Below are 19,228 nucleotides of genomic sequence, written 5' to 3'. Positions count from 1 at the left end.
GCGCCCCGGCCGGCCTCACCAGTTGACTTCGCGCTCGGGCGTGGCCGAGATGTGGTGGATCGAGAGGTCGGCGCCGTCGAACTCCTCTTCCTGCGACAGCCGCAGCCCGACGGTCTTCTTGAGCACGCCGTAGACCAGCGCGCCGCCGAGCAGCGCCCAGACCACGCCCATGGCGGTGCCGATGAGCTGCGCGCCGAGGTTCACGCCACCGATGCCGCCCAGTGCCTGGGTGCCGAAGATGCCGGCCGCGATACCGCCCCAGGTGCCGCACAGGCCGTGCAGCGGCCAGACGCCGAGCACGTCGTCGATCTTCCACTTGTTCTGCGTCAGCGTGAACATCGCGACGAAGATGGCGCCGGCCACGCCGCCCACCACCAGCGCGCCGATCGGGTGCATCAGGTCGGAGCCCGCGCACACCGCCACCAGGCCGGCCAGCGGGCCGTTGTAGACGAAGCCGGGGTCGTTCTTGCCCATGGCCAGCGCCACCAGCGTGCCGCCGACCATCGCCATCACGGAGTTGACCGCGACCAGGCCCGAGATCTTGTCGATGGTCTGCGCGCTCATCACGTTGAAGCCGAACCAGCCCACGCACAGCACCCAGGCGCCGAGCGCGAGGAACGGGATGTTCGACGGCGGATGCGCGGCCAGCGAACCGTCGCCGCGGTAGCGGTTGCGCCGCGCGCCCAGCAGCAGCACGGCCGGCAGCGCGAGCCAGCCGCCCACGGCATGCACCACCACGGAGCCCGCGAAGTCGTGGAATTCATGGCCCGTGACCGAGGCGATCCAGTCCTGGACGCCGAAGTGCTTGTTCCAGGCGATGCCCTCGAAGAAGGGATAGATCAGCCCGACGATGACCGCGGTGGCGATCAGCTGCGGCCAGAACTTGGCGCGCTCGGCGATGCCGCCCGAGATGATGGCCGGGATGGCGGCCGCGAAGGTCAGCAGGAAGAAGAACTTCACCAGGTCGTAGCCGCTGCGGGCCGACAGCTCGGTGGCGCTGACGAAGAAGTGGGTGCCGTAGGCCACGCCGTAGCCGACGAGGAAGTAGACGATGGTCGAGACCGAGAAGTCGACCAGGATCTTCACGAGCGCATTGACCTGGTTCTTCTTGCGGACCGTGCCGAGTTCGAGGAAGGCGAATCCCGCATGCATGGCCAACACCATGATCGCGCCTAGAAGGATGAACAGCGCGTCTGCGCCCTGTTTGAGTGCGTCCATTGGAGCTTCTTGCTGGTTTTTGGATTGATTTGGTGCACCGCACCTGAATTCAGCAGGACGGCGGGCCAATGAAGCAAAAATGGTGCCTACAAGCTCATCAATGGTGCGAAACGGGCCGAGATGGGGCTGAGTGAGCCCGATGGGCGGGCGTGGCGCACCGGAACGGATGCCGCCTGACGGTGCATGACGCACCCTCGCGGCGGCTCAGGCGGCGGTCGCGCCGCGCAGGGCCTCGCGGTAGCGCCGGCTGCACGGCACGGTGCTGCCGTCGTGCATGTGCAGCCGGGCATCGCCGCCGTCGAGCGGCTCGATCTCGCGCAGCCGCGAGAGATTGACCGCATGGCTGCGGTGCACGCGCACGAACAGCGCGGGATCGAGCTGGGTCAGGAAGTCTGTCAGCGTGGCGCGCAGCAGGTAGTCGTGGCCATTGACGTGCAGGCCGACATAGTTGCCCTCGGCCTGCAGCCAGTCGATGTCGCCGGCGGCGATCAGGAATTCGCGCCGCAGCTTGCGCACCAGGAAGCGCTCGGGGCGCGCGGGCGCCGGGGGCGGCGCGGGTTCGGCGGGCGGCGGCGGCGGCGCGTCCGCGGCCGGTGCTGGCTCGGCATCGGCCGGGCGTGACGGCCGTTGCGGCCCTTCAGGCGCCTCGTCCGGCGCGTCGAGCACCCGCGCCTCGCCCTGCCAGCGCAGCATGAACAGCCGGTAGGCCCAGATCCCGAACACGATCGAGACGTAGGCGCGCACGTCCTTCAGGTACTCGTAGCCCCACTGGGCGGCCCAGCCGCCAAAGGCGTAGTGCTCGCCGGCGGCGGCATAGGCCAGCGAGCGCAACGCGAACATCGCCATCACGTGGACCACGCTGAACACCACGCTGGCCGCGAGATGCCAGCCCAGGTAGCGCACCAGCCTGCCGGGCGCGAGCGAGGCCAGCGGCGACAGCCGCCGCTCCAGCGCCACGATGGCCGGCACCAGCAGCAGCAGCACGAGGTGGCTCGAGCCCTCCCAGACCACGATCTCCCAGGTCTCGCGCGGCACGGCGCGCGAGCGCGCGTCGACCATCGCCACCGTGGTGTTGAACAGCGCCTGCAGCGCCATCACGACGATCCAGAAGCCGACCTCGACATGGCGGCGGATCGGCTCGTAGCGGTGGTAGAGGTCTTTGCGCGGGCCGGCCATGGCGGGCGATTGTCGCGATCCGCGTGGCGAATGGGGCGACAGCGGCGGCCCGGGGACGGATTTCGCCCCCTGTTTCGTCCCACCGGGACCACCGCTCGTCACAAAGTGCCGGCGGTCCGTCCCCCCGGCCGCGCCGCCACCGCGCCGCGCCCGGACCATGGCCGCTCGTCCACCCCGATCCAGGAGCCCCCATGCCCGCCGACCGATTTCCACGCCCCTCCGTCCCGCCGGCCGCCGAAGCGCGCCGGCACGACATCGACGCCCTGCGCGCCCTCGCCTTCCTGCTCGTCATCGTCTACCACGTGGCGATGTACTACGTGGCCGACTGGCCCTGGCACCTCAAGAGCCCGCATGCGGCCGAATGGCTGCAGTGGCCGATGCGGATCCTGAACCTCTGGCGCATGGACCTGGTGTTCCTGATCTCGGGCGTCTCGCTGGCCTTTCTGAGCCGGCAACAGGGCACGGCGGCGCTGCTGCGCGGCCGCGGGCTGCGGCTGATGCTGCCGCTGGCCTTCGGCATGGCGGTGGTCGTGCCCTGGCAGGCCTATGCCGAAGGCGTGGCCAACGGCCTGGTGGCGCCGGGCTTCGGCGCCTTCCTGCTGCGCTACCTGCCGATGAGCCAGCCCTGGCCCAAAGGCGCCTTCGCGGGCGCCGAGTTCGGCATCACCTGGAACCACCTCTGGTACCTGCCGTACCTGTTCGTCTACACGGCCGCGGTGGCGCTCACGCTGCCGCTGTGGCGTTCGGCCGCGGGCCAGGCGCTGCGCCGGGCCTTCAACGGGCTGCGCGGCGGCTGGCTGTTGCTGCTGCCGGTGCTGCCGCTCGCGGCCTTCACGCTGCTGCTGGCGCCGCACTACCCGCCGACCCACAACCTGGTGCGCGACCCCTTCCTGCACAGCATCTACTTCACCGTCTTCCTCTACGGCTACTGGATGGGCGCCGACAGCGGCATCTGGCGCGAGCTCGAGCGGCTGCGCCGCGTGTCGCTGGCGCTGGCCGTGGCGGTGGTCGCCGCCTACATCGCGGCGCGCACGCTGGGCGCCGGCAGCGTGCCGAACGAAGTCAACGCCGTGCTGCGCTCGCTCTACCTCTGGGCCGCGGTCGCCACCCTCCTCGGCCATGGCCACCGCTACCTGAACCGCCCCTGGCCCTGGCTGCGCTGGGCCAATGCCTCGGTCTATCCCTGGTACATGCTGCACCAGACGCTGATCGTGCTGGCGATCGTCTGGCTGGCGCCGCTGGCGCTCGGCCCGGTGCTCGAGCCGGCGCTGATCCTCGCGGCCACGCTGGGCGGCTGCTGGCTGCTCAACGACGCGCTGATCCGCCGCGTGCGCTGGCTGCGGCCGCTGTTCGGCCTGCCGATGCAGGAAAAGCGGACGCCGGATCGGGCGCCCGCGGCGGCCCTGACGGCCGCGCGCTGAAGGCCTCAGCCCTTGTCGTCGGGCACCGGCACCAGGATCGTGCTGCCCGTGGCCAGCAGCTTCAGCGTGCCGTCCCCGGCCTCGCCGAACAGTTCGGCCGCGGTGAAGACCTGCTTGCGCCCGGCCTTCACGACGCGCCCGCGCGCCACGAAGACACGGCCCAGCGCGGGCGCCATGCAATCGACCGAGAAGTGCGAGGCCAGCACGCGGCCCGCCACGGTGGCGGCCGCGAAGCCGCAGACGGTGTCGAGCAGCGCGCCGATCATGCCGGCATGCAGGAAGCCGGCGTACTGGCCCATGTCGGCCTCGCGCCATGCCATGCGCAGCTCGGCCTCGCCCTTTTCCGCGCGCACGACTTCGAAGCCGGCCCAGCGGTTGAATGCGGCCGTTCGATTCAAGGCCTGGATGGTGTCTAGCATCGGATGCTCCTTCGAGAGGGGGACTCTCCTTGTCGACCAGAATGGGTCGAGCCCACTCTACGAAGCGCCCCCGGCCCGGCCCGTCGCGTCCGTGACCGGAACGCGCGCGGCAGTTGCATCGGCGACAGCCCGCGCACGCAGCGCGAGCGCCGCGATCGACAGCGCGAAGGCCAGCGCGCTGGCCGCGCACCGCCAGAGGTTGGCGGCATGCCAGCGTGCGCGCGTCTCGGCCCAGTCGGGCGGCAACGCGCGCGGATCCCACGACTCGGTGTAGGCATTGAGCGGCAGGTTCACCTGCGCGGTGAACACCACGATGCCCAGCGCATAGAGCACACCCGCGAACGCGAGCAGGCCGAACCAGCCACATCGCCATTCGCGCCATTCGCGCCAGGTGGCCGCGAGCGCCAGCGCGCACAGCAGCGGCGGGCCGAAGAAGAAGCCGAAGAACATCGCGTGCCGCACATGGCGGTTGAGACTGGACTGCACCGCGGCATAGCTCGCGCCGTCCATCTGCAGCGTGGCGAGGCTGACGTTGAAGCCGTAGGCCCAGAAGAAGCCGGCCATGAGGCCGAAGGCGAAGACGGCGAGGCCATGCAGGCCCCAGCCAGCAAAAGACAGCGCGAAGGAGATCGATGAGGTACGTGGCGACATGCGCCGACTGTGGCGCGCACCGCCCCGGCCCGCCTTAACCTGCGATAAGCCCCATCTCCGCGCGCAGCCGCGACAGCGAGACATCGGTCATGCCGAGGTAGGACGCCAGGTGGCGCAGCGGAATGCGCCGCGCCCAGTCGGGCCGCTCGCGCAGCAGCGCCTCGTAGCGGGCGCGCGCGTCGCATTGCAGGAAGGCCTGCTCGCGCCGCAGCTTGTCGTCGAACAGGCCCGCCAGCGCCGCCAGCCGCAGCGCGGTCCACGAGGGCAGCGCCGCGACCGCCGCTTCGAGCAGGTCGCACGGCAGGCAGCGCACCACGGCGGGCTCGAGCGCCGCGATGAAGAAGGCCGCCGGCTCGTCGCGCAGCAGCGGCGTCACGGGCCAGACGAAGGCGTCCTCGGCATGGAAGTTCTTGTTCGACTCGCGGCCCTCGGCATCGAGGTAGTACAGCCGCAGCAGCCCGCGCTCGACCCAGAAGGCATGGCGCCAGGCGTTGCCCGCAGCCAGCAGCACGGCATGCGGCGCCAGCGTCTCGCGGCGGGCCGCGCCGGCGAGCGCGGCCAGCGGGCCGGCACCGAGTTCGGGGAAGCGGCGTGCCAGGGCCGCGTGCCAGGCGGGATCGGTGGCGGCCGGCTGCTGCATCGTCCGTTGCCTCAGGCGACCGCGTCGTCCTCGGCGGCCGCGGCCTTGCCGCCCTTGCGCTGCTGCTTGCGCGCGGCCTTCTTGGCCTCGCGCTCGGCATCGGCGCGCTGGCCCTCGGCCAGCCACTGGGCGAACTCCTCGGGCGTCTCGAGCGTGATGCGCCCGAGGTTGCCGGCGCGGAACTCGTGCATCACGATCTCGGCCGCCTTCTGCAGGTTCACGCGCCCCTTGCCGAGCAGCGCGCCGCGCTTGCGGCCGATGGTGTCGAGCAGCGCCTCGTCGCGCATCTCGGCGAGCTCCCCGGGCGCATGCTCGTGCTCGACCAGCTTGAAGCGCGCCACCAGCCCCGCCGCGTAGTGCTGCTTGAGGTAGCCGAGCAGCTCGAGCGCCACCTCCTCCTCGTCGAAGGCATTGCGCCCCACCGCACCGCTGGCCGCGAGGTTGTAGCCGCTCTTGGGCACCACGATGCGCGGCCACAGCATGCCGGGCGTGTCCCAGAGGTAGAAGTCGTCGGCCAGCGTGATGCGCTGCTCGAGCTTGGTGATGCCGGCCTCGTCGCCGGTCTTGGCCTTGCGCCCGCCGGTCAGGGTGTTGATCAGCGTCGACTTGCCCACGTTCGGAATGCCGCAGATCAGCACCCGCATCGGCTTGGCGAGCCCGCCGCGGTTGGGCGAGAGCGCATGGCAGGCGCGCACGATCTGCTGCGCCGGTGTGGACAGGCTGGCGTCGAGCGGGATCGCGCGCGTGGCCGGCAGGCCGTTGTAGTGCGCGAGCCAGCGCTCGGTGCGCTCGGGGTCGGCCAGGTCCTGCTTGTTGAGCACCTTGAGCGCCGGCCGGTTGGCGGTCAGCCGCGCGAGCATCGGGTTGGCGCTCGAGCCGGGCAGCCGCGCGTCGAGCAGCTCGATCACCACGTCGATGTCCTTCACGCGCTCGGTGATCGCCTTCTGCGTGAGATGCATGTGACCGGGGAACCACTGGATCGCCATCGGTGCGTGTCTTTCTTGTGTTTGTGGCTGCGGGATGGAATGGGACGGTGCATGCACCGGTCCGGGGTGCGCATTGTGAACCGCGAACCTGAATCGATCGATACGCCCCCGCCGCGCGGGGATACCGGGGTCTTTGCCGCGCGGCGCATGGCCGCACGCTTGCAAAGTCTTGCGCCGCTCTCGCGTGCCAGCCCCTATGATTTGTCGCAGAGCGCGCCTTCCGGCGTCGGTCGAATCCAGACTTTTTTCAAGGAGTTGCCGCGATGAAACCCGTCTCCGAACTGCTCAAACGTCACGACTCCGCGGCCTGGCGGACCTCGCCGGGCACCACGGTGTTCGATGCGCTGGCCACGCTGGCGCATTTCGAGGTCGGTGCCCTGATGGTGATGGAGGGCGACCGGCTGGTCGGCTTCCTCTCCGAGCGCGACTACACGCGCAAGGTCGCGCTGCAGGGCAAGAACTCCAAGGAGGTCAAGGTCTCGGAGATCATGACGCCCGACGTGATGACCGTGAACCCGCAGACCCCCACCCAGACCTGCATGGCGCTGATGAGCCAGCGCAAGTTCCGCCACCTGCCGGTGGTCGATGGCGACAGGGTGGTGGGCATGATCTCGATCCAGGACCTGATGGACGACATCATTGCCGACCACGAGCAGACCATCGAGCAGCTGACGCACTACATCCAGAGTTGAGCGAAGGCGGCGCCGCCGCCCTTTTTCGGCCCCCGCGTCAGGCAGGCGCGACCGGACGACGCTAGACTGCGCGCGCCCGCCCCTCGCGGCCGGGCGCCACCTCGTGGCCCTCCCCCCAAGATCACCGAACCACAAGGGTCTGCAATGAGCTTGCAGTCGGCCGAACTGCTTTTCCGGCAGGGCCAGTATTCCGCTGCGCAGAAAGTGCTGCTGCAGCTGCTGAAAAAAGGCCAGCACATGGCCGCCGCGAACCGGCTGCTGGGCTTCATCGCGGGCCAGACGCAGGACTTCCCGCAAGCCATCGAGCGGCTGCGCGCCTCGCTGCGCTACGACCCGAATTCCCTCGAAAGCTGGTACTACCTCGGCATGGCCTGCCAGAAGTCGGGCCAGCACCGCGCCGCGGCCGAGGCCTTCGGCACGCTGCTGCAGCGCCAGCCGAACCTGTTCGAGGCCGAGCACGACCTGGGCCTCGCGCTGCTCGCGCTCGGCAAGGCCACCGAAGCGCTGGCCCATTTCGACCGCGCGGTGCAATTGCGCCCGGGCGCCTTCGAGGCCCACATGAACCGCGGCGCGGCCTGCGGCAAGCTGCGCCTGCATGCACAGGAACTTCAGTGCTACGAAAGCGCGCTGGCGCTGCAGCCCGCGCATCCCACGCTGATCGAGAACTACGGCACCGCGCTATGCCAGGCGCGGCGCTTCGCGGACGCGGCACAGCTGTACGACCGGACCCTGCGCGAGCACCCCGGCGACGCCGACTACGCCTTCGCGCGCGGCGGCCTGCTCTATGCGCGCGCGGCCATCGCCGACTGGCAGGACTTCGACGCCCAGATGGCGCTGCTGCGCGAGGACATCCGCGCGCAGCGCGAATGCATCGAACCCTTCGCGCTGCTGATCCTGCCCTCCACGCCGCAGGAGCAGCTGCAGGTGGCGCGGCTGCATGCGCAGCGCCACTACCCGATGGCGGCCGAACCGCTGCACGCGCCGGTGCGCGCCGAGGGCGAGCGCCTGCGCGTCGGCTACATCTCGGCCGACTTCGGGCGCCACGCCACCTCCTTCCTGGTGGCCGAGGTGTTCGAGCGCCACGACCGCGAACGCTTCGAGGTCACGGCGATCTCGCTGCGCAAGAGCGACGGCAGCGCGATGCGCGAGCGGCTCGAGCGGGCCTTCGACCGCTTCGTCGACGCGCACGAGCTGTCGGACAGCGAGACCGCGCAGGCCATCGCCGACCTCGGCATCGACATCCTGGTGGACCTCGGCGGCTACACCATCGACGCCCGGCCCTCGGTGCTGGCGCTGCGGCCGGCGCCGCTGCAGATCAGCTACCTGTGCTTCCCGGGCACGCTGGGCGCGCCCTTCATCGACTACCTGGTGGCCGACCCCTTCCTGATCCCCGAGGCGGCGCGCGCGGACTACAGCGAGAAGATCCTCTACCTGCCCGACGCCTACCAGCCCAACGACTCGCGCCGCGAGACGGCCACCGGGCCGCTGTCGCGCGCCGATGCCGGCCTGCCGGAAGGGGCCTTCGTCTTCTGCAACTTCAACAACGGCCAGAAGCTCACGGCCGCGTTCTTCGACATCTGGTTGCGGCTGCTCGCGCGCGTCGAGGGCAGCGTGCTCTGGCTCAAGGGCGGCACAGAAGCCTACGAACGGAACCTGCGCGAGCGCGCCGCCGCGCACGGCATCGCCTCCGAGCGGCTGGTGTTCGCGCCCTGGGCCGAGCAGTCGGCTCACCTGCAGCGCCTGGCGCTGGCCGACCTGTGCCTGGACAACCTGCCCTACAACGCCCACACGACCGCCAGCGACGCGCTGTGGGCCGGGCTGCCGCTCGTGAGCTGCGTGGGCCAGACCTTCGCCGGCCGCGTGGCGGGCAGCCTGCTGGGCGCGGCCGGTTTCCCGCAGCTCGCGACCGACTCCCCGGCCGCCTACGAGGCGCTGGCCCTGGCGCTCGCCACCGACCCGCCGCGCCTTGCGGCGCTGCGCGCCGAGCTGGCCGCCGCGCGCGCGCACTGCGCGCTGTTCGATACCGCGACCTACACGCGCCATCTCGAAAACGGTTTCGCCGCGGCTTGGGAACGCCACTGCGCGCAACTGCCGCCCGAGCACATCGTGGTGCCGCGCCTGGGCGCGTAGCCCGTTTCTTCGCCCGCGGATCGCCAACCCTGCCCGGCCCGCCGGCAGGGCCTTGGCCTACGCGCGCCACGGTTCCAGCGTTCAGAGTGAAGACTCGTTTCGATCCTCCAACCTGACATCCAAGAAGGAGACACTGGACATGCAGATACAGGTCAACACGAGCAACGGCATCGACAACAAGGAAGCGCTCGAGCGCTGGGCCGACACCGAGATCCAGCAGCAGCTGCAGCGCTTCGCCGACGACGTGACACGCGTGGAAGTGCACCTGAGCGACGAAAACCACGAGAAGGCCGGCGAACGCGACAAGTGCTGCGTGATGGAAGCGCGGCTCGCGCACCACCAGCCGCTGGCGGTGAAGCAGCACGCGTCCAGCATGGACGAGGCCTTCCGCGGCGCATCCGACAAGCTCAAGCGCCTGCTCGACAGCACCCTGGGCCGGCTGCACAACCACCGCGACCGCGAGTCGATCCGCCGCGACGGCGGCATGGGGCTGGCGGCCGAATAAGCCTTCGGCGCCCTTCAGCTTCGACGCGCGCGGCGCGAAGGCGCTGGCGTGTCCGGCTGGCGCGGCGGCCTCGCCGGCTCGGGCGCGCCGGTGGGGATGAGCGGCGGGCGCTGCCCGCTCTCGATCCAGGCGTCGTAGAAGTCGATCTTGCGATCGACCAGCGACAGCGCGCGCTTCCATTCGGCGATGGTCTGCTGCACGCGCTCGCGGTGCGCCGCGAGCAGCGCGCGCCGCTCGGCCAGGGTGGCGCGGCCGCGCAGCGCGAGCGCCGTGTACTCGCGCATCTCGGCGATCGACATGCCGGTGCGGCGCAGCCGGTCCATCAGGTCGAGCCAGCCGATGTGGGGCTCGCCGTACAGGCGCCGCCCGCCCGCGTCGCGCACCACGCCGGGCACCAGCCCCTGGCTCTCGTACCAGCGGATCGCATGCACGCTGCGGCCGGTGCGCTGAGCCAGCTCGCCGATCAGGAACGGCGTGCCCTGCGCGACGCCGCGCCGGGCCTCAGCCGCCGGCATCGGCCGGGGCCGCGACCCCGGGCGCTTCCAGCGCCGAGGCCACCAGGCCGGTGTCGAAATACTCGATCAGTTCCTTCACCAGGCCTCCTTCGAGTCGGTAGACGTAGCAATAGCGGTTGTTGTAGCGGCGCCCGGCATGGGTCAGCACGTCGCCGCTGAATTGCACCACCACCCGGTCCTCGTCGGCCAGGACGTGCTCGGTGCGGCTGGTGTAGGGGGTGGCGAACTGGGCGAACAGCGGGTTCAGCAGCTCCTCGCGGATCGCCTTCCTGCCGCGATAGGTGCGCGACCAGGCGGTGCTGCCCTCGAGCTTCCAGGTCGCGTCGTCGGCGAAGCCCTCGAGGAAGGGCCGGCTGTTGCCCTGGTCGAGCTGGGCGTGGATGTGCTGGATGAGCGCCTTGTTGCTGGCGGTGGTGGTGTTCATGGCGATGTCCTCTTGAGCGTCAATGGAAAGCACCGGAGGGCCCGGTGGATTTCATTGGAAGTGCTCGCGTGCACTCGAGGTCAAGCGCCATGAACGCCCGGGTGGAATTCAGCCGCGCGCCGCCTTCGCCTTCGCGACCTCGTTCGCGCCCTGCGCGGTGCCGCTCTGGGGCACCTGCTCGCCCTCGCGCGCGCGCACCTCGTCGAGCCGCGCGGCCAGCTGCTCGGGCGTGTCGCCGCCGATGCCGATCCAGGCGCCCTGCGTGAGCGTGATGTGCGCGGCCTCGAAGGTGCCGGCGCCCGCGCACAGGATGGCGCGCGTGGGCGCGTTCTCGGCCGCCAGCACCAGCATCGCCGGCACCACGGCCTCGGGCTGGAAGGCCTCGAGCATGTCGGGCGGAAACAGGTCCTCGGTCATGCGCGTGGCCGCGGTGGGCGCCAGGCAGTTGACGCGGATGTCGTTCTTCGCGCCCTCGATGCTCAGGGTCTGCATCAGGCCCACCAGCGCCAGCTTGGCGGCGCCGTAGTTGCTCTGGCCGAAGTTGCCGTACAGGCCGCTCGAGGAGGTGGTCATCACGATGCGGCCGTACTTCTGCGCGTTCATCAGCGCCCAGATGGCCTTGGTGCAGTTGACGGCGCCCATCAGGTGCACGTCGACCACCAGCTTGAAGTCGGCCAGTTCCATCTTGGCGAAGCTCTTGTCGCGCAGGATGCCGGCGTTGTTCACGAGGATGTCGACCCGGCCCCAGGCATCGACCGCCTGCTGCACCATGGCCTGCACGGCCTCGAAGTCGGTGACCGAGGCGCCGTTGGCGATCGCCTCGCCGCCCGCGGCCTTGATCTCGTCGACCACCGCCTGCGCCGCGCTCACCGAGCCGCCCGAGCCGTCGCGCGCGCCGCCGAGGTCGTTGACCACCACCTTGGCGCCGCGCGCCGCGAGGGCCAGCGCATGCTGGCGGCCCAGGCCGCCGCCGGCGCCGGTCACGATGGCCACGCGGCCCTGGAAGTCGATGCTGCTGTCGATGCTCATGTCGTCTCGGTCTCTCGGAGGATGGATGGAGGACGCGTCCAAACCGCACGCGCCGCGGCGCGTTTTACCTCAGAAAGTACCGCGCGGACGCACCCGGGCGGTCCCGCCAGTCACTCGTGCGACGAGGTTTCGTGCAGGGTTTCGCAGTAGGCGACGAGCTGGTCGAGCTCGGCCGACTTGTCGAAGAAGGCGTCGGCGCCCAGCAGGCGCGAGCGGTCGCGCATCTCCGCGGTGGCGTAGTTGCTGAGCACCACCACCTTCTGGTGCGGCGAACGCTGGCGGCAGGCGTCGAGCACGCCCAGGCCGTTGCCGCGCTCGAGGAACAGGTCGACGATGGTCAGGTCCCAGTCGTCGCGGTGGCGCTGCAGCCAGGCCACCGCCTCGTCCTCGCTGCCGGCCACGGCCAGCACCTCGGTCTCGGTCACGTCCTCGAGGAAACCCACGAGGTTCTCGCGGATCACGGGGCTGTCTTCGACGAGATAGGCCTTGAGACTCATGATCGCCCGCCCCGCGCAGTGCCGCACCGTTGCGGATCGGCCAGGGCGCGGAACGAGGCGGGAGGGAACGGCTGGCGGGCGACGGCTTGCATGGTCCGATCCTCTCAGCCATGCGGCGGTGCAGCGTGAGCCAGCGGCACCGACCGCCTGTAGGCCACGGGCCAAGACGGCTGTCGTCAGCCGGCGGCCGGGCGGCCCGCCGTCAGGCCGCGACGGCCACCCGCTGGCCCTTGCCCACGCCCAGGCGCGTGGGCGACACGTACTGCTCGCGGTAGATCTCGAAGGGCATGGTGTCGGCCATCTCGATGCGCTTCTGCTCCTGGATCGAGTCCTCGGTCATGCGCGCGAATACGGCGCGCTGGGCGTCGGAGAAGGGCAGCGCCATCAGCGCGGCGCGGGTCTGCTCGGAGCGCGCGCGGATGAAGCCGATGAAGGAGTTGGCATGCTCGTGCTCGATGGCCGCGAGCACGCGCGCCGAGGGCAGGCTGTCGGGGTTGCCCAGCGCCTCGCGCGCGGCGCGCACCGCCTCGGCATGGGCCGTGCCGCCGTGCGCGGCATCGAGCCGCTCGGCGATCGGCGCGCATTGCTCGACCAGCTCCAGGCCCCAGTCGACCAGCGACACCGGCTGGCCGCCGCGCAGCAGCGCCAGGCCCGGCTCGCGGCCGCGCGCGGCCGTCAGGTGCTGGTTGTGCGCCAGGTCGGCGATCTCCTGCGGCGTGTCGTCGGGGCTGTCGCTGAGCAGGCAGTGCAGCAGGAACACGTCGAGGAAGCGCATGGTCTGGGCGTTGATGCCCACGGTCTCGAAGGGATCGAGGTCCATCAGCCGCACCTCGACGTACTCGACGCCGCGCTCGCGCAGCGCATGCAGCGGGCGCTCGCCGGGATTGATCACGCGCTTGGGGCGGATCGTGCCGTAGAACTCGTTCTCGATCTGCAGCAGGCTGGTGCCGAGCTGGTTGTAGTCGCCGCCGAGGTTGCGGATGCCGATGGCTTCGTAGGCCGGCCAGGGGCGCGTGAGCGCGTCCTGCAGCGAGGCGCCGTAGCCCTCGAGGCTGTTGTAGCTCACGGCCAGCGAGGCCTGCGCGTCGCTCTGGTAGCCCAGGCGGCCCATGCGCAGCGAGGTGCCGTGCGGCATGAACATGCTGCCGTCGCCCAGCGGCTGCAGCTCGTGCGGGCGGCCCGCGACGAAGCTCGAGCACAGCGCCGGCGAGGCGCCGAACAGGTACAGCAGCAGGAAGGCGTGGCGGCGGAAGTTGCGGATCAGCGCGAAATACGCTTCGCTCGAGACCTCGGGCAGCGACCAGTTGTAGTGGATGCCCGAGATGGTCTGCATGCGGCGGCCATAGCGGTGGCTCAGGCCCATGCGGTAGACGCTCTTGGCGCGGCCCACGTTCGACGAGCCGTAGCGGCCGATCGGAATGGTCTCGTCGGTCGGCAGGCCGCAGGGCATGCTCGAGACCCACATGCGCTCGTCGCCGAGCTGGTCGAGCACGCGGTAGGTGAACTGGTGGACGCGGGTCAGCTCGTCGAGCGCGGCCTCGGCGTCGCCGTGCACGCCCGTGATCAGCTCGAGCTGCGACTCGCTGAAGTCGGTCGTGATGTGCGGATGGGTCAGCGCCGAGCCGAGCGCGAGCGGATGGGGCGTCAGCGCGAGCTTGCCGTCGGGCAGCGCGCGCAGGCTTTCCTTCTCGATGCCGCGCCGCATGCCTTTCAACCGCCCGGCCGAGAGCGAACCCAGCCTCTCCTGCAATCTGTTGCTCATATTGTTATGACCCATCAATCTTCTGAGGGGCTGGAAGGTAGCACGGCGGCGCGGGCGCTGCTCGTGCAGGGAAACCCGCTGCCGGCTATGCTGCGGTCCGCTATTTTTTCCATAGCATCACCTTTCGACGTGCTGACGCGATCAGCTCTTTTCGGGGGTCCGTGGCGCAGCGCCCGAGCGACCCGCGAGGCCGGCCAGGTCGATCTCTTCGGACTGGTAGACGTGGATCCGCGGCGGCCCGTCGGCCATCGCGGCCAGCGCCTTGCCGAAGGCGCGCGAGGCCTCGACGCGGAAATGCACCTGCAGCGCCGCCATGTCGCTCCAGCGCTCGACGAAGGTGAGCCGCAGCGGCTGCAGCGCGTCGGTCGAGACCTCGTGCGAGAGGCAGCCGGGCTCGGCGCGCGAGCGCTGCACGTGCTCGACGCTGATCGCCAGCATGGCCTGCAGGGTGTCGGGCTTGGCGGTGGCATGGCCGATGACGAGGATCATGGGGTGTCTCCTTTCGAGTGTCGCGGGCGCCTCGGCCCGCCGGTTCAGCGTGCGAGCACGCGCAGCAGGAAGGCGTTGAGGTCGCCGATCTCCTCGATGCAGACCGAGTGCGCCATCGCGTACTCGTGCCATTCGATGGTGTAGCCCAGTGCCGCGAGCGCGTCGCGCGACTGCTGGGCGCGCGCGATCGGCACCACCGGGTCCTGCCGGCCATGGGCCAGGAACACCGGCGTGTCGTGGTTGGCCGCATGGCGCTCGGCCGCGGTGGTGGCCGCGATCGGCAGGTAGCCCGAAAGGCCGACGATGCCCGCAAGCCGCTCGCCGTGGCGCAGCCCGGTCATCAGCGCCATCGCGCAGCCCTGCGAGAAGCCGGCCACCACGATGCGCTCGGCCGCGATGCCGCGCGCCTTCTCGTTGGCGATCAGCGCCTCGATCGTGGCCTGCGAGCGGCGCAGGCCGGCCTCGTCCTCGCGCGCCACCAGGTCGGCCACCGCGATGTCGTACCAGGCCGGCATCTGGTAGCCGCCGTTGATGGTGACCGGGATCACGGGCGCGTTCGGGAACACGAAGCGCACCGGGCCCACGCTCGAGAGGTCGAGCTCGTTGGCGATGGGCACGAAGTCGTTGCCGTCGGCGCCCAGGCCATGCATCACGATCACCGTGGCGGTGGGATGGGGGGCGGTTTCGATCTCGATGGGGGGACGGGACATGGTCGGTGAAAGTCGTGAAAAAGTACGCCAAACAGGCGCGGATGGCCGGACCTTAGCGCATTCGGGCGGCCCGGGACATTGATCCAGCGCAGGGATCCGGTGCATCCCGCGCACCCGGACGGCCGCTCGGCCGACTTGCGCGGCGCGGCCACGCCCCCAAGATGGTTCGCAAGAACCCCAGCGAAGGACCCCGCGTGAGCCATTCCCCACCCCTGGTAGACACCAAGCTCGGCGGCCTCGTGCTGGTCTGCGGCGAATGCGAGGCGCGCAAGGACGGCCCCGCGAAGCTGCAGGCGAAGCCGGTGCGCAAGGAACTCAAGCACGAGCTGCGCGACGTGCCGATCCGGCTGCGCGTGGTGCAGTCCAGTTGCCTGGGCCTGTGCCCGAAGAAGGCGATGGCGCTGGCGGCCGTGGCGCAGGGCCATGCGCCGCTGGTCGCGGAGGTCTGCCGCGACGAGGATGTCGCGGCCTTCGCGCGGGCGCTGGCCAAGTCGGTGCGCTGACCGGCGCCTTATTCCGCCTTGATCCCGTTCGCCTTCACGATCTGCGCATAGCGCTCGTACTCGGCCGCCACCTGGCCCTGGAACTGGCGCTGCGCGAAACCGGTGGCCTCGATGCCCTGGGCCGCGAGGTCGGCGCGCGCGGCCGGCGTGCGCACGATGCGGCCGGCCTCCTGCGCGATCGCGTCGACCACCGGCTGCGGCGTGTTCGCGGGCGCGAACAGGCCGAACCAGGTACCGGCGCGGTAGCCGGGGTAGCTCTCGCCCAGGGTCGGCACCTCGGGCAGCAGCGGATGGCGCTTCTCGCCGCCCGTGCCCAGCGCCACCAGCCGGCCGCTGCGGATGTGCGGCAGCGCCGGGCCCACGGCGATCAGCATCACGTCGACCTGGCCCGCGATCACGTCCTGCATGCCCAGCGGGCCGCCGCGGTAGGGGATGTGGGTCACGTAGATGCCGGCCTTCTGCTTGAACAGCTCCATGCCCAGCTGCTGCGGGCTGCCGTTGCCGGCCGAGGCGTAGTTGATGCGGCCCGGCTGCGCCTTGGCGGCGCGCACGAAGTCGGCCACGCTGCGATAGCCGGTCTTGGGATTCGCCACCAGCACGAAGTCGATCTGGCCCAGCGACACCACCGGCAGCAGGTCGCGCCGCGCGTCGTAGGGCAGGCTGGCCTGCAGGTTCGGCAGGATGGTGATCGGGCCGTCGGCGCCCACCAGCAGCGAGTAGCCGTCGGGCTGCGCCTTGGCGAGCCCGTCGGCCGCGAGGATGCCGGCCGCGCCGGCCTTGTTGTCGACCACCACCGGCTGCTTCCATTGCTCCGACAGCCGCGTCGAGAGGTAGCGCGCGAGCACGTCGGGCGAGCTGCCGGGCGTGTTGGCCACGGTGATGTGGACGGCCTTGGCCGGATAGGAAGCGGCGGGGGTTTGCGCCTGCGCGCCCAGGGCGATCGACGCGCCGGCCCACAACAGGAGGGCCGGCTTGAACAGGGAGGGGACGCGCATGGAGAACTTTCGGGTACGGGCTGGAGAACGCGCGCGATTCTGTCGCGCCGCCGCCCGCGCGCGAACGACCCATTCGTCAGATGCTTAGGCCGATCCGGGCATAAGCGCCCGGTTCAAGCCGCGCGCAGCGCGTCCAGTCGGCCGTAGAACGCATCGACCTGCCGCTGCGCGCCCTCGCGCATCGCCGCGTTGCGCAAGGCGCAGCTCGCGGCGTCCTCCACCGCGCCGGCCTCGCCCACCTGGCGCGAGGCGTCCTGCACGAAACGGCACATCGGATAGCGGCGCTCGCCGAAGGCGCGCAAGGTGGCATCGGAAATGCCGTGGTCGGCCAGCATCTCGGCCAGCACCACCGCGTCCTCCACCGCCATCGCCCCGCCCTGCCCCATGAACGGCGTCGAGGCATGGGCCGCGTCGCCGATCAGCAGGAGGCGCCCCGCATGCCAGGGCAGCGGCGCCTGCACCTCCTCGACCGCGGTGTAGAGCAGCTCCGAGTCCGCGCCGAGCTGGTCGAGGAAGGGTCGCGCCGGTCCGCCGAACTCGGCGAAGCGCTCGCGCATGCGCGCGGGCCAGTCCTCCTTCGGATACCAGCGGCCGGCCGGCTCGGCCACGGTGCCGAACAGGTAGAGCCGGTCGTCGGCGATCGGCATGATGCCCAGCCGCTTGCCGATGCCCATCATCATGATCTTGGCCACCAGCGCGCGCGGCCGCTCGTGCACGCTGCGCCAGACGCCGAAGCCGGTGTAGCGCGGCGCGAGCGGTCCCGTCACCTGTTCGCGGAGCTGCGAGCGGATGCCGTCGGCACCGACGACCAGGTCGAAGGCCTGCGCCGTGCCGTCGGACAGCAGCACCTGCGCGCGCTCGCCCTCGGGGTCGACCCGTTCCACCGTGGTCGCGAGCCGGATCTCCACGCCCAGCGCCGACAGCTGGTCTGCCAACACGCGATGCATCTCCGAGCGCTTGATGCCCACGATCGGCGCCGCGCCGCCCTGCGAGCGCGGATAGAACACGTCGACGATCGGCGCGCCGAGGTGGTCGAGGTAGACGTTGCGCCCGTCCTCGATCGCGAAGCCGGCCTCGAGGATGCGCGGCAGCACGCCCACCGCGCGCAGCGCCTCGAGCCCGTTGCCGTAGATGAAGATGCCCGAGCTCTGGAAGCGCCATTCGACCTGCTTCTCGACCAGCGTGACGCCGAAGCCCCGGCTCGCCAGCGCGATCGCCGCCGAGCAGCCGGCTATGCCGGCGCCCACGACGAGGATGCGTTCGGGCCGCGTCATGCGCGCACCGCCGCGAGCGCGGCGCTCACCCGTTCGATGTTCGAGGCATTGAGCCCCGCGACGCACAGCCGCCCCGAGCCCACGAGGTAGACGCCGAAGCGTTCGCGCAGTGCATCGATCCGCGCGGGCGCCAGTCCCGTGTAGCTGAACATGCCGTGCTGCGCCACCAGGTAGTCGGAGCCCGGCCCCAGCGCGCGATGCAGCGCCGTGCGCATCGCGCGCATGCGCAGCCTCATCGCCTCGAGCTCGGCGCGCCATTGCGCCTCGAGCGCGCGGTCCGACAGGATCGCCTGCACCAGCGCCGCGCCCTGCCCCGGCGGGCACGAATAGCTGCGCCGGATGCCGAGCTTGAGCCGGCCCAGCAGCCGCGCCGCGTCGGCGCCCGGCGCATGCACGGCGAGCGCGCCCACGCGTTCGCCATAGAGCGAGAAGATCTTCGAGAACGAGCTCGCCACCAGGCAGGCGATGCCGCGCCGCACGCATTCGCGCACCGCCCAGGCGTCCTCGTCCACGCCCTGCGCGAAACCCTGGTAGGCCGTGTCGAAGAAGGGCAGCAGGCCGCGCTGCGCGATGGTGTCGAACAGCGCGTGCCACTCCTCGTGCGAGGGGTCCACGCCGGTCGGGTTGTGGCAACAGGGATGCAGCAGCACGATATCGCCGGCCGGAAGCTTGCCGAGCGTGGCGATGGCGCCGTCGAGGTCGAAGCCGCCGGTCCTGCCGTCGTAGTAGGGATAGTGATCGACGCGCAGCCCCGCGCCCTCGAAGATCGCCGCATGGTTGGCCCAGGTCGGGTCGGGCATCCACACCGTGGCCTCGGGCGACAGGTCCTTCAGCAGGTCCGCGCCGGTCTTGAGTGCGCCGGTGCCGGCCACGGTCTGCACCACCACGAGCGGCGCCGTTGCCACCTCGCCGAACACCAGCCGCCGCACCGCGTCGCGGTAGGGCTGCGCCCCCTCGGTCGGCGCATAGACGCTGGGCGCATCGGCCTCGGCCAGCAGCGCGCGCGCCGCGCGCACCGAAGCCAGCACCGGCACCCGGCCCTGCTCGTCGCAATAGATGCCGATGCCGAGGTTGACCTTGTGCGGCCGCGGGTCGGCCTTGTAGGCCTCGAACAGGCCGAGGATGGGATCGTCGGCATGGGCCGGCAGTTGATCGAACACGCGTGCTCCAGAAAGAAAAACGAAAGGAAAGG

The 19,228-nt window shown here is 70.7% G+C and carries 21 protein-coding genes; 5 read left to right on the top strand and 16 right to left on the bottom strand.

Annotated features, from left to right (window positions below; genetic code table 11):
- Positions 1–15 precede the first annotated feature (15 nt).
- Positions 16–1,218 (bottom strand): ammonium transporter, encoded by a 1,203-nt coding sequence (locus AC07PU_RS17130; RefSeq protein ID WP_495319001.1) that lies wholly within the window; start codon positions 1,216–1,218, stop codon positions 16–18.
- Between the two features lie 204 nt (positions 1,219–1,422).
- The gene (locus tag AC07PU_RS17125) at positions 1,423–2,394 is read right to left on the bottom strand and encodes a LytTR family DNA-binding domain-containing protein (protein WP_495318999.1); all 972 of its coding nucleotides are present in this window, start codon (positions 2,392–2,394) and stop codon (positions 1,423–1,425) included.
- Positions 2,395–2,585: 191 nt separating this feature from the next.
- Between AC07PU_RS17125 and AC07PU_RS17120 the strand changes: the two genes are divergently transcribed.
- Complete coding sequence (locus AC07PU_RS17120) at positions 2,586–3,815, top strand: acyltransferase family protein (protein WP_495318997.1); 1,230 nt, start codon at positions 2,586–2,588, stop codon at positions 3,813–3,815.
- Positions 3,816–3,820: 5 nt separating this feature from the next.
- Here the strand turns inward: AC07PU_RS17120 and AC07PU_RS17115 are convergent, their stop codons facing one another.
- From AC07PU_RS17115 to ylqF, 4 genes are read right to left on the bottom strand one after another with little or no spacing between them, the layout of a single operon-like run.
- Positions 3,821–4,234 (bottom strand): PaaI family thioesterase, encoded by a 414-nt coding sequence (locus AC07PU_RS17115; protein ID WP_208512181.1) that lies wholly within the window; start codon positions 4,232–4,234, stop codon positions 3,821–3,823.
- A gap of 57 nt (positions 4,235–4,291) precedes the next feature.
- Positions 4,292–4,885, bottom strand: coding sequence for an anthrone oxygenase family protein (locus AC07PU_RS17110; RefSeq protein WP_495318994.1), 594 nt, complete (start codon positions 4,883–4,885; stop codon positions 4,292–4,294).
- 34 nt (positions 4,886–4,919) lie between these two features.
- Complete coding sequence (locus tag AC07PU_RS17105) at positions 4,920–5,525, bottom strand: Crp/Fnr family transcriptional regulator (protein ID WP_495318992.1); 606 nt, start codon at positions 5,523–5,525, stop codon at positions 4,920–4,922.
- Between the two features lie 11 nt (positions 5,526–5,536).
- On the bottom strand, positions 5,537–6,511 hold the full coding sequence (ylqF, locus tag AC07PU_RS17100) for a ribosome biogenesis GTPase YlqF (protein WP_093339888.1): 975 nt from the start codon (positions 6,509–6,511) through the stop codon (positions 5,537–5,539).
- Between the two features lie 263 nt (positions 6,512–6,774).
- Here ylqF and AC07PU_RS17095 point away from each other — a divergent pair, with 263 nt between their 5' ends.
- The 3 genes from AC07PU_RS17095 to AC07PU_RS17085 all read left to right on the top strand — a co-directional run bounded on the left by AC07PU_RS17095 (position 6,775) and on the right by AC07PU_RS17085 (position 9,838).
- The gene (locus AC07PU_RS17095; RefSeq protein ID WP_093339891.1) at positions 6,775–7,203 is read left to right on the top strand and encodes a CBS domain-containing protein; all 429 of its coding nucleotides are present in this window, start codon (positions 6,775–6,777) and stop codon (positions 7,201–7,203) included.
- Between the two features lie 144 nt (positions 7,204–7,347).
- On the top strand, positions 7,348–9,333 hold the full coding sequence (locus tag AC07PU_RS17090; protein ID WP_495318989.1) for an O-linked N-acetylglucosamine transferase, SPINDLY family protein: 1,986 nt from the start codon (positions 7,348–7,350) through the stop codon (positions 9,331–9,333).
- Positions 9,334–9,472: 139 nt separating this feature from the next.
- On the top strand, positions 9,473–9,838 hold the full coding sequence (locus AC07PU_RS17085) for an HPF/RaiA family ribosome-associated protein (RefSeq protein WP_495318987.1): 366 nt from the start codon (positions 9,473–9,475) through the stop codon (positions 9,836–9,838).
- 14 nt (positions 9,839–9,852) lie between these two features.
- On the opposite strand, the gene AC07PU_RS17080 is transcribed toward AC07PU_RS17085, so the two are convergent.
- The 7 genes from AC07PU_RS17080 to AC07PU_RS17050 all read right to left on the bottom strand — a co-directional run bounded on the left by AC07PU_RS17080 (position 9,853) and on the right by AC07PU_RS17050 (position 15,264).
- Positions 9,853–10,353, bottom strand: a complete 501-nt coding sequence (locus tag AC07PU_RS17080) for a MerR family transcriptional regulator (RefSeq protein WP_296781456.1) — start codon at positions 10,351–10,353, stop codon at positions 9,853–9,855.
- Complete coding sequence (locus AC07PU_RS17075) at positions 10,340–10,777, bottom strand: nuclear transport factor 2 family protein (RefSeq protein WP_093339900.1); 438 nt, start codon at positions 10,775–10,777, stop codon at positions 10,340–10,342. Before AC07PU_RS17075 ends, AC07PU_RS17080 begins: the two co-directional genes overlap by 14 nt.
- 108 nt (positions 10,778–10,885) lie before the next feature.
- Entirely contained in the window at positions 10,886–11,806 is a 921-nt protein-coding gene (locus AC07PU_RS17070; protein WP_495318984.1) for an SDR family NAD(P)-dependent oxidoreductase, read from the bottom strand.
- 110 nt (positions 11,807–11,916) lie between these two features.
- Positions 11,917–12,303, bottom strand: coding sequence for a response regulator (locus AC07PU_RS17065; RefSeq protein ID WP_057595653.1), 387 nt, complete (start codon positions 12,301–12,303; stop codon positions 11,917–11,919).
- Positions 12,304–12,505: 202 nt separating this feature from the next.
- Entirely contained in the window at positions 12,506–14,065 is a 1,560-nt protein-coding gene (gene gshA, locus AC07PU_RS17060) for a glutamate--cysteine ligase (RefSeq protein WP_057595652.1), read from the bottom strand.
- 141 nt (positions 14,066–14,206) lie between these two features.
- Complete coding sequence (locus AC07PU_RS17055; protein ID WP_495318981.1) at positions 14,207–14,554, bottom strand: putative quinol monooxygenase; 348 nt, start codon at positions 14,552–14,554, stop codon at positions 14,207–14,209.
- A 44-nt stretch (positions 14,555–14,598) separates the two neighbouring features.
- On the bottom strand, positions 14,599–15,264 hold the full coding sequence (locus tag AC07PU_RS17050; RefSeq protein WP_057595650.1) for an alpha/beta hydrolase: 666 nt from the start codon (positions 15,262–15,264) through the stop codon (positions 14,599–14,601).
- A gap of 194 nt (positions 15,265–15,458) precedes the next feature.
- On the opposite strand from AC07PU_RS17050, the gene AC07PU_RS17045 reads away from it, so the two are divergent.
- Entirely contained in the window at positions 15,459–15,767 is a 309-nt protein-coding gene (locus AC07PU_RS17045; protein ID WP_495318978.1) for a hypothetical protein, read from the top strand.
- Positions 15,768–15,775: 8 nt separating this feature from the next.
- On the opposite strand, the gene AC07PU_RS17040 is transcribed toward AC07PU_RS17045, so the two are convergent.
- From AC07PU_RS17040 to AC07PU_RS17030, 3 genes are all read right to left on the bottom strand, one after another.
- The gene (locus AC07PU_RS17040; protein WP_495318976.1) at positions 15,776–16,762 is read right to left on the bottom strand and encodes a Bug family tripartite tricarboxylate transporter substrate binding protein; all 987 of its coding nucleotides are present in this window, start codon (positions 16,760–16,762) and stop codon (positions 15,776–15,778) included.
- 113 nt (positions 16,763–16,875) lie between these two features.
- Complete coding sequence (locus AC07PU_RS17035; RefSeq protein ID WP_495318974.1) at positions 16,876–18,036, bottom strand: FAD-dependent oxidoreductase; 1,161 nt, start codon at positions 18,034–18,036, stop codon at positions 16,876–16,878.
- Positions 18,033–19,196 (bottom strand): amino acid aminotransferase, encoded by a 1,164-nt coding sequence (locus AC07PU_RS17030; RefSeq protein ID WP_495318972.1) that lies wholly within the window; start codon positions 19,194–19,196, stop codon positions 18,033–18,035. Before AC07PU_RS17030 ends, AC07PU_RS17035 begins: the two co-directional genes overlap by 4 nt.
- Positions 19,197–19,228: the final 32 nt, after the last annotated feature.

This window comes from Variovorax sp. GW821-FHT10D07 (assembly GCF_059415325.1).
Note: the sequence above shows the minus strand (reverse complement) of the source record. Positions and strands in the feature narration are given on the sequence as shown.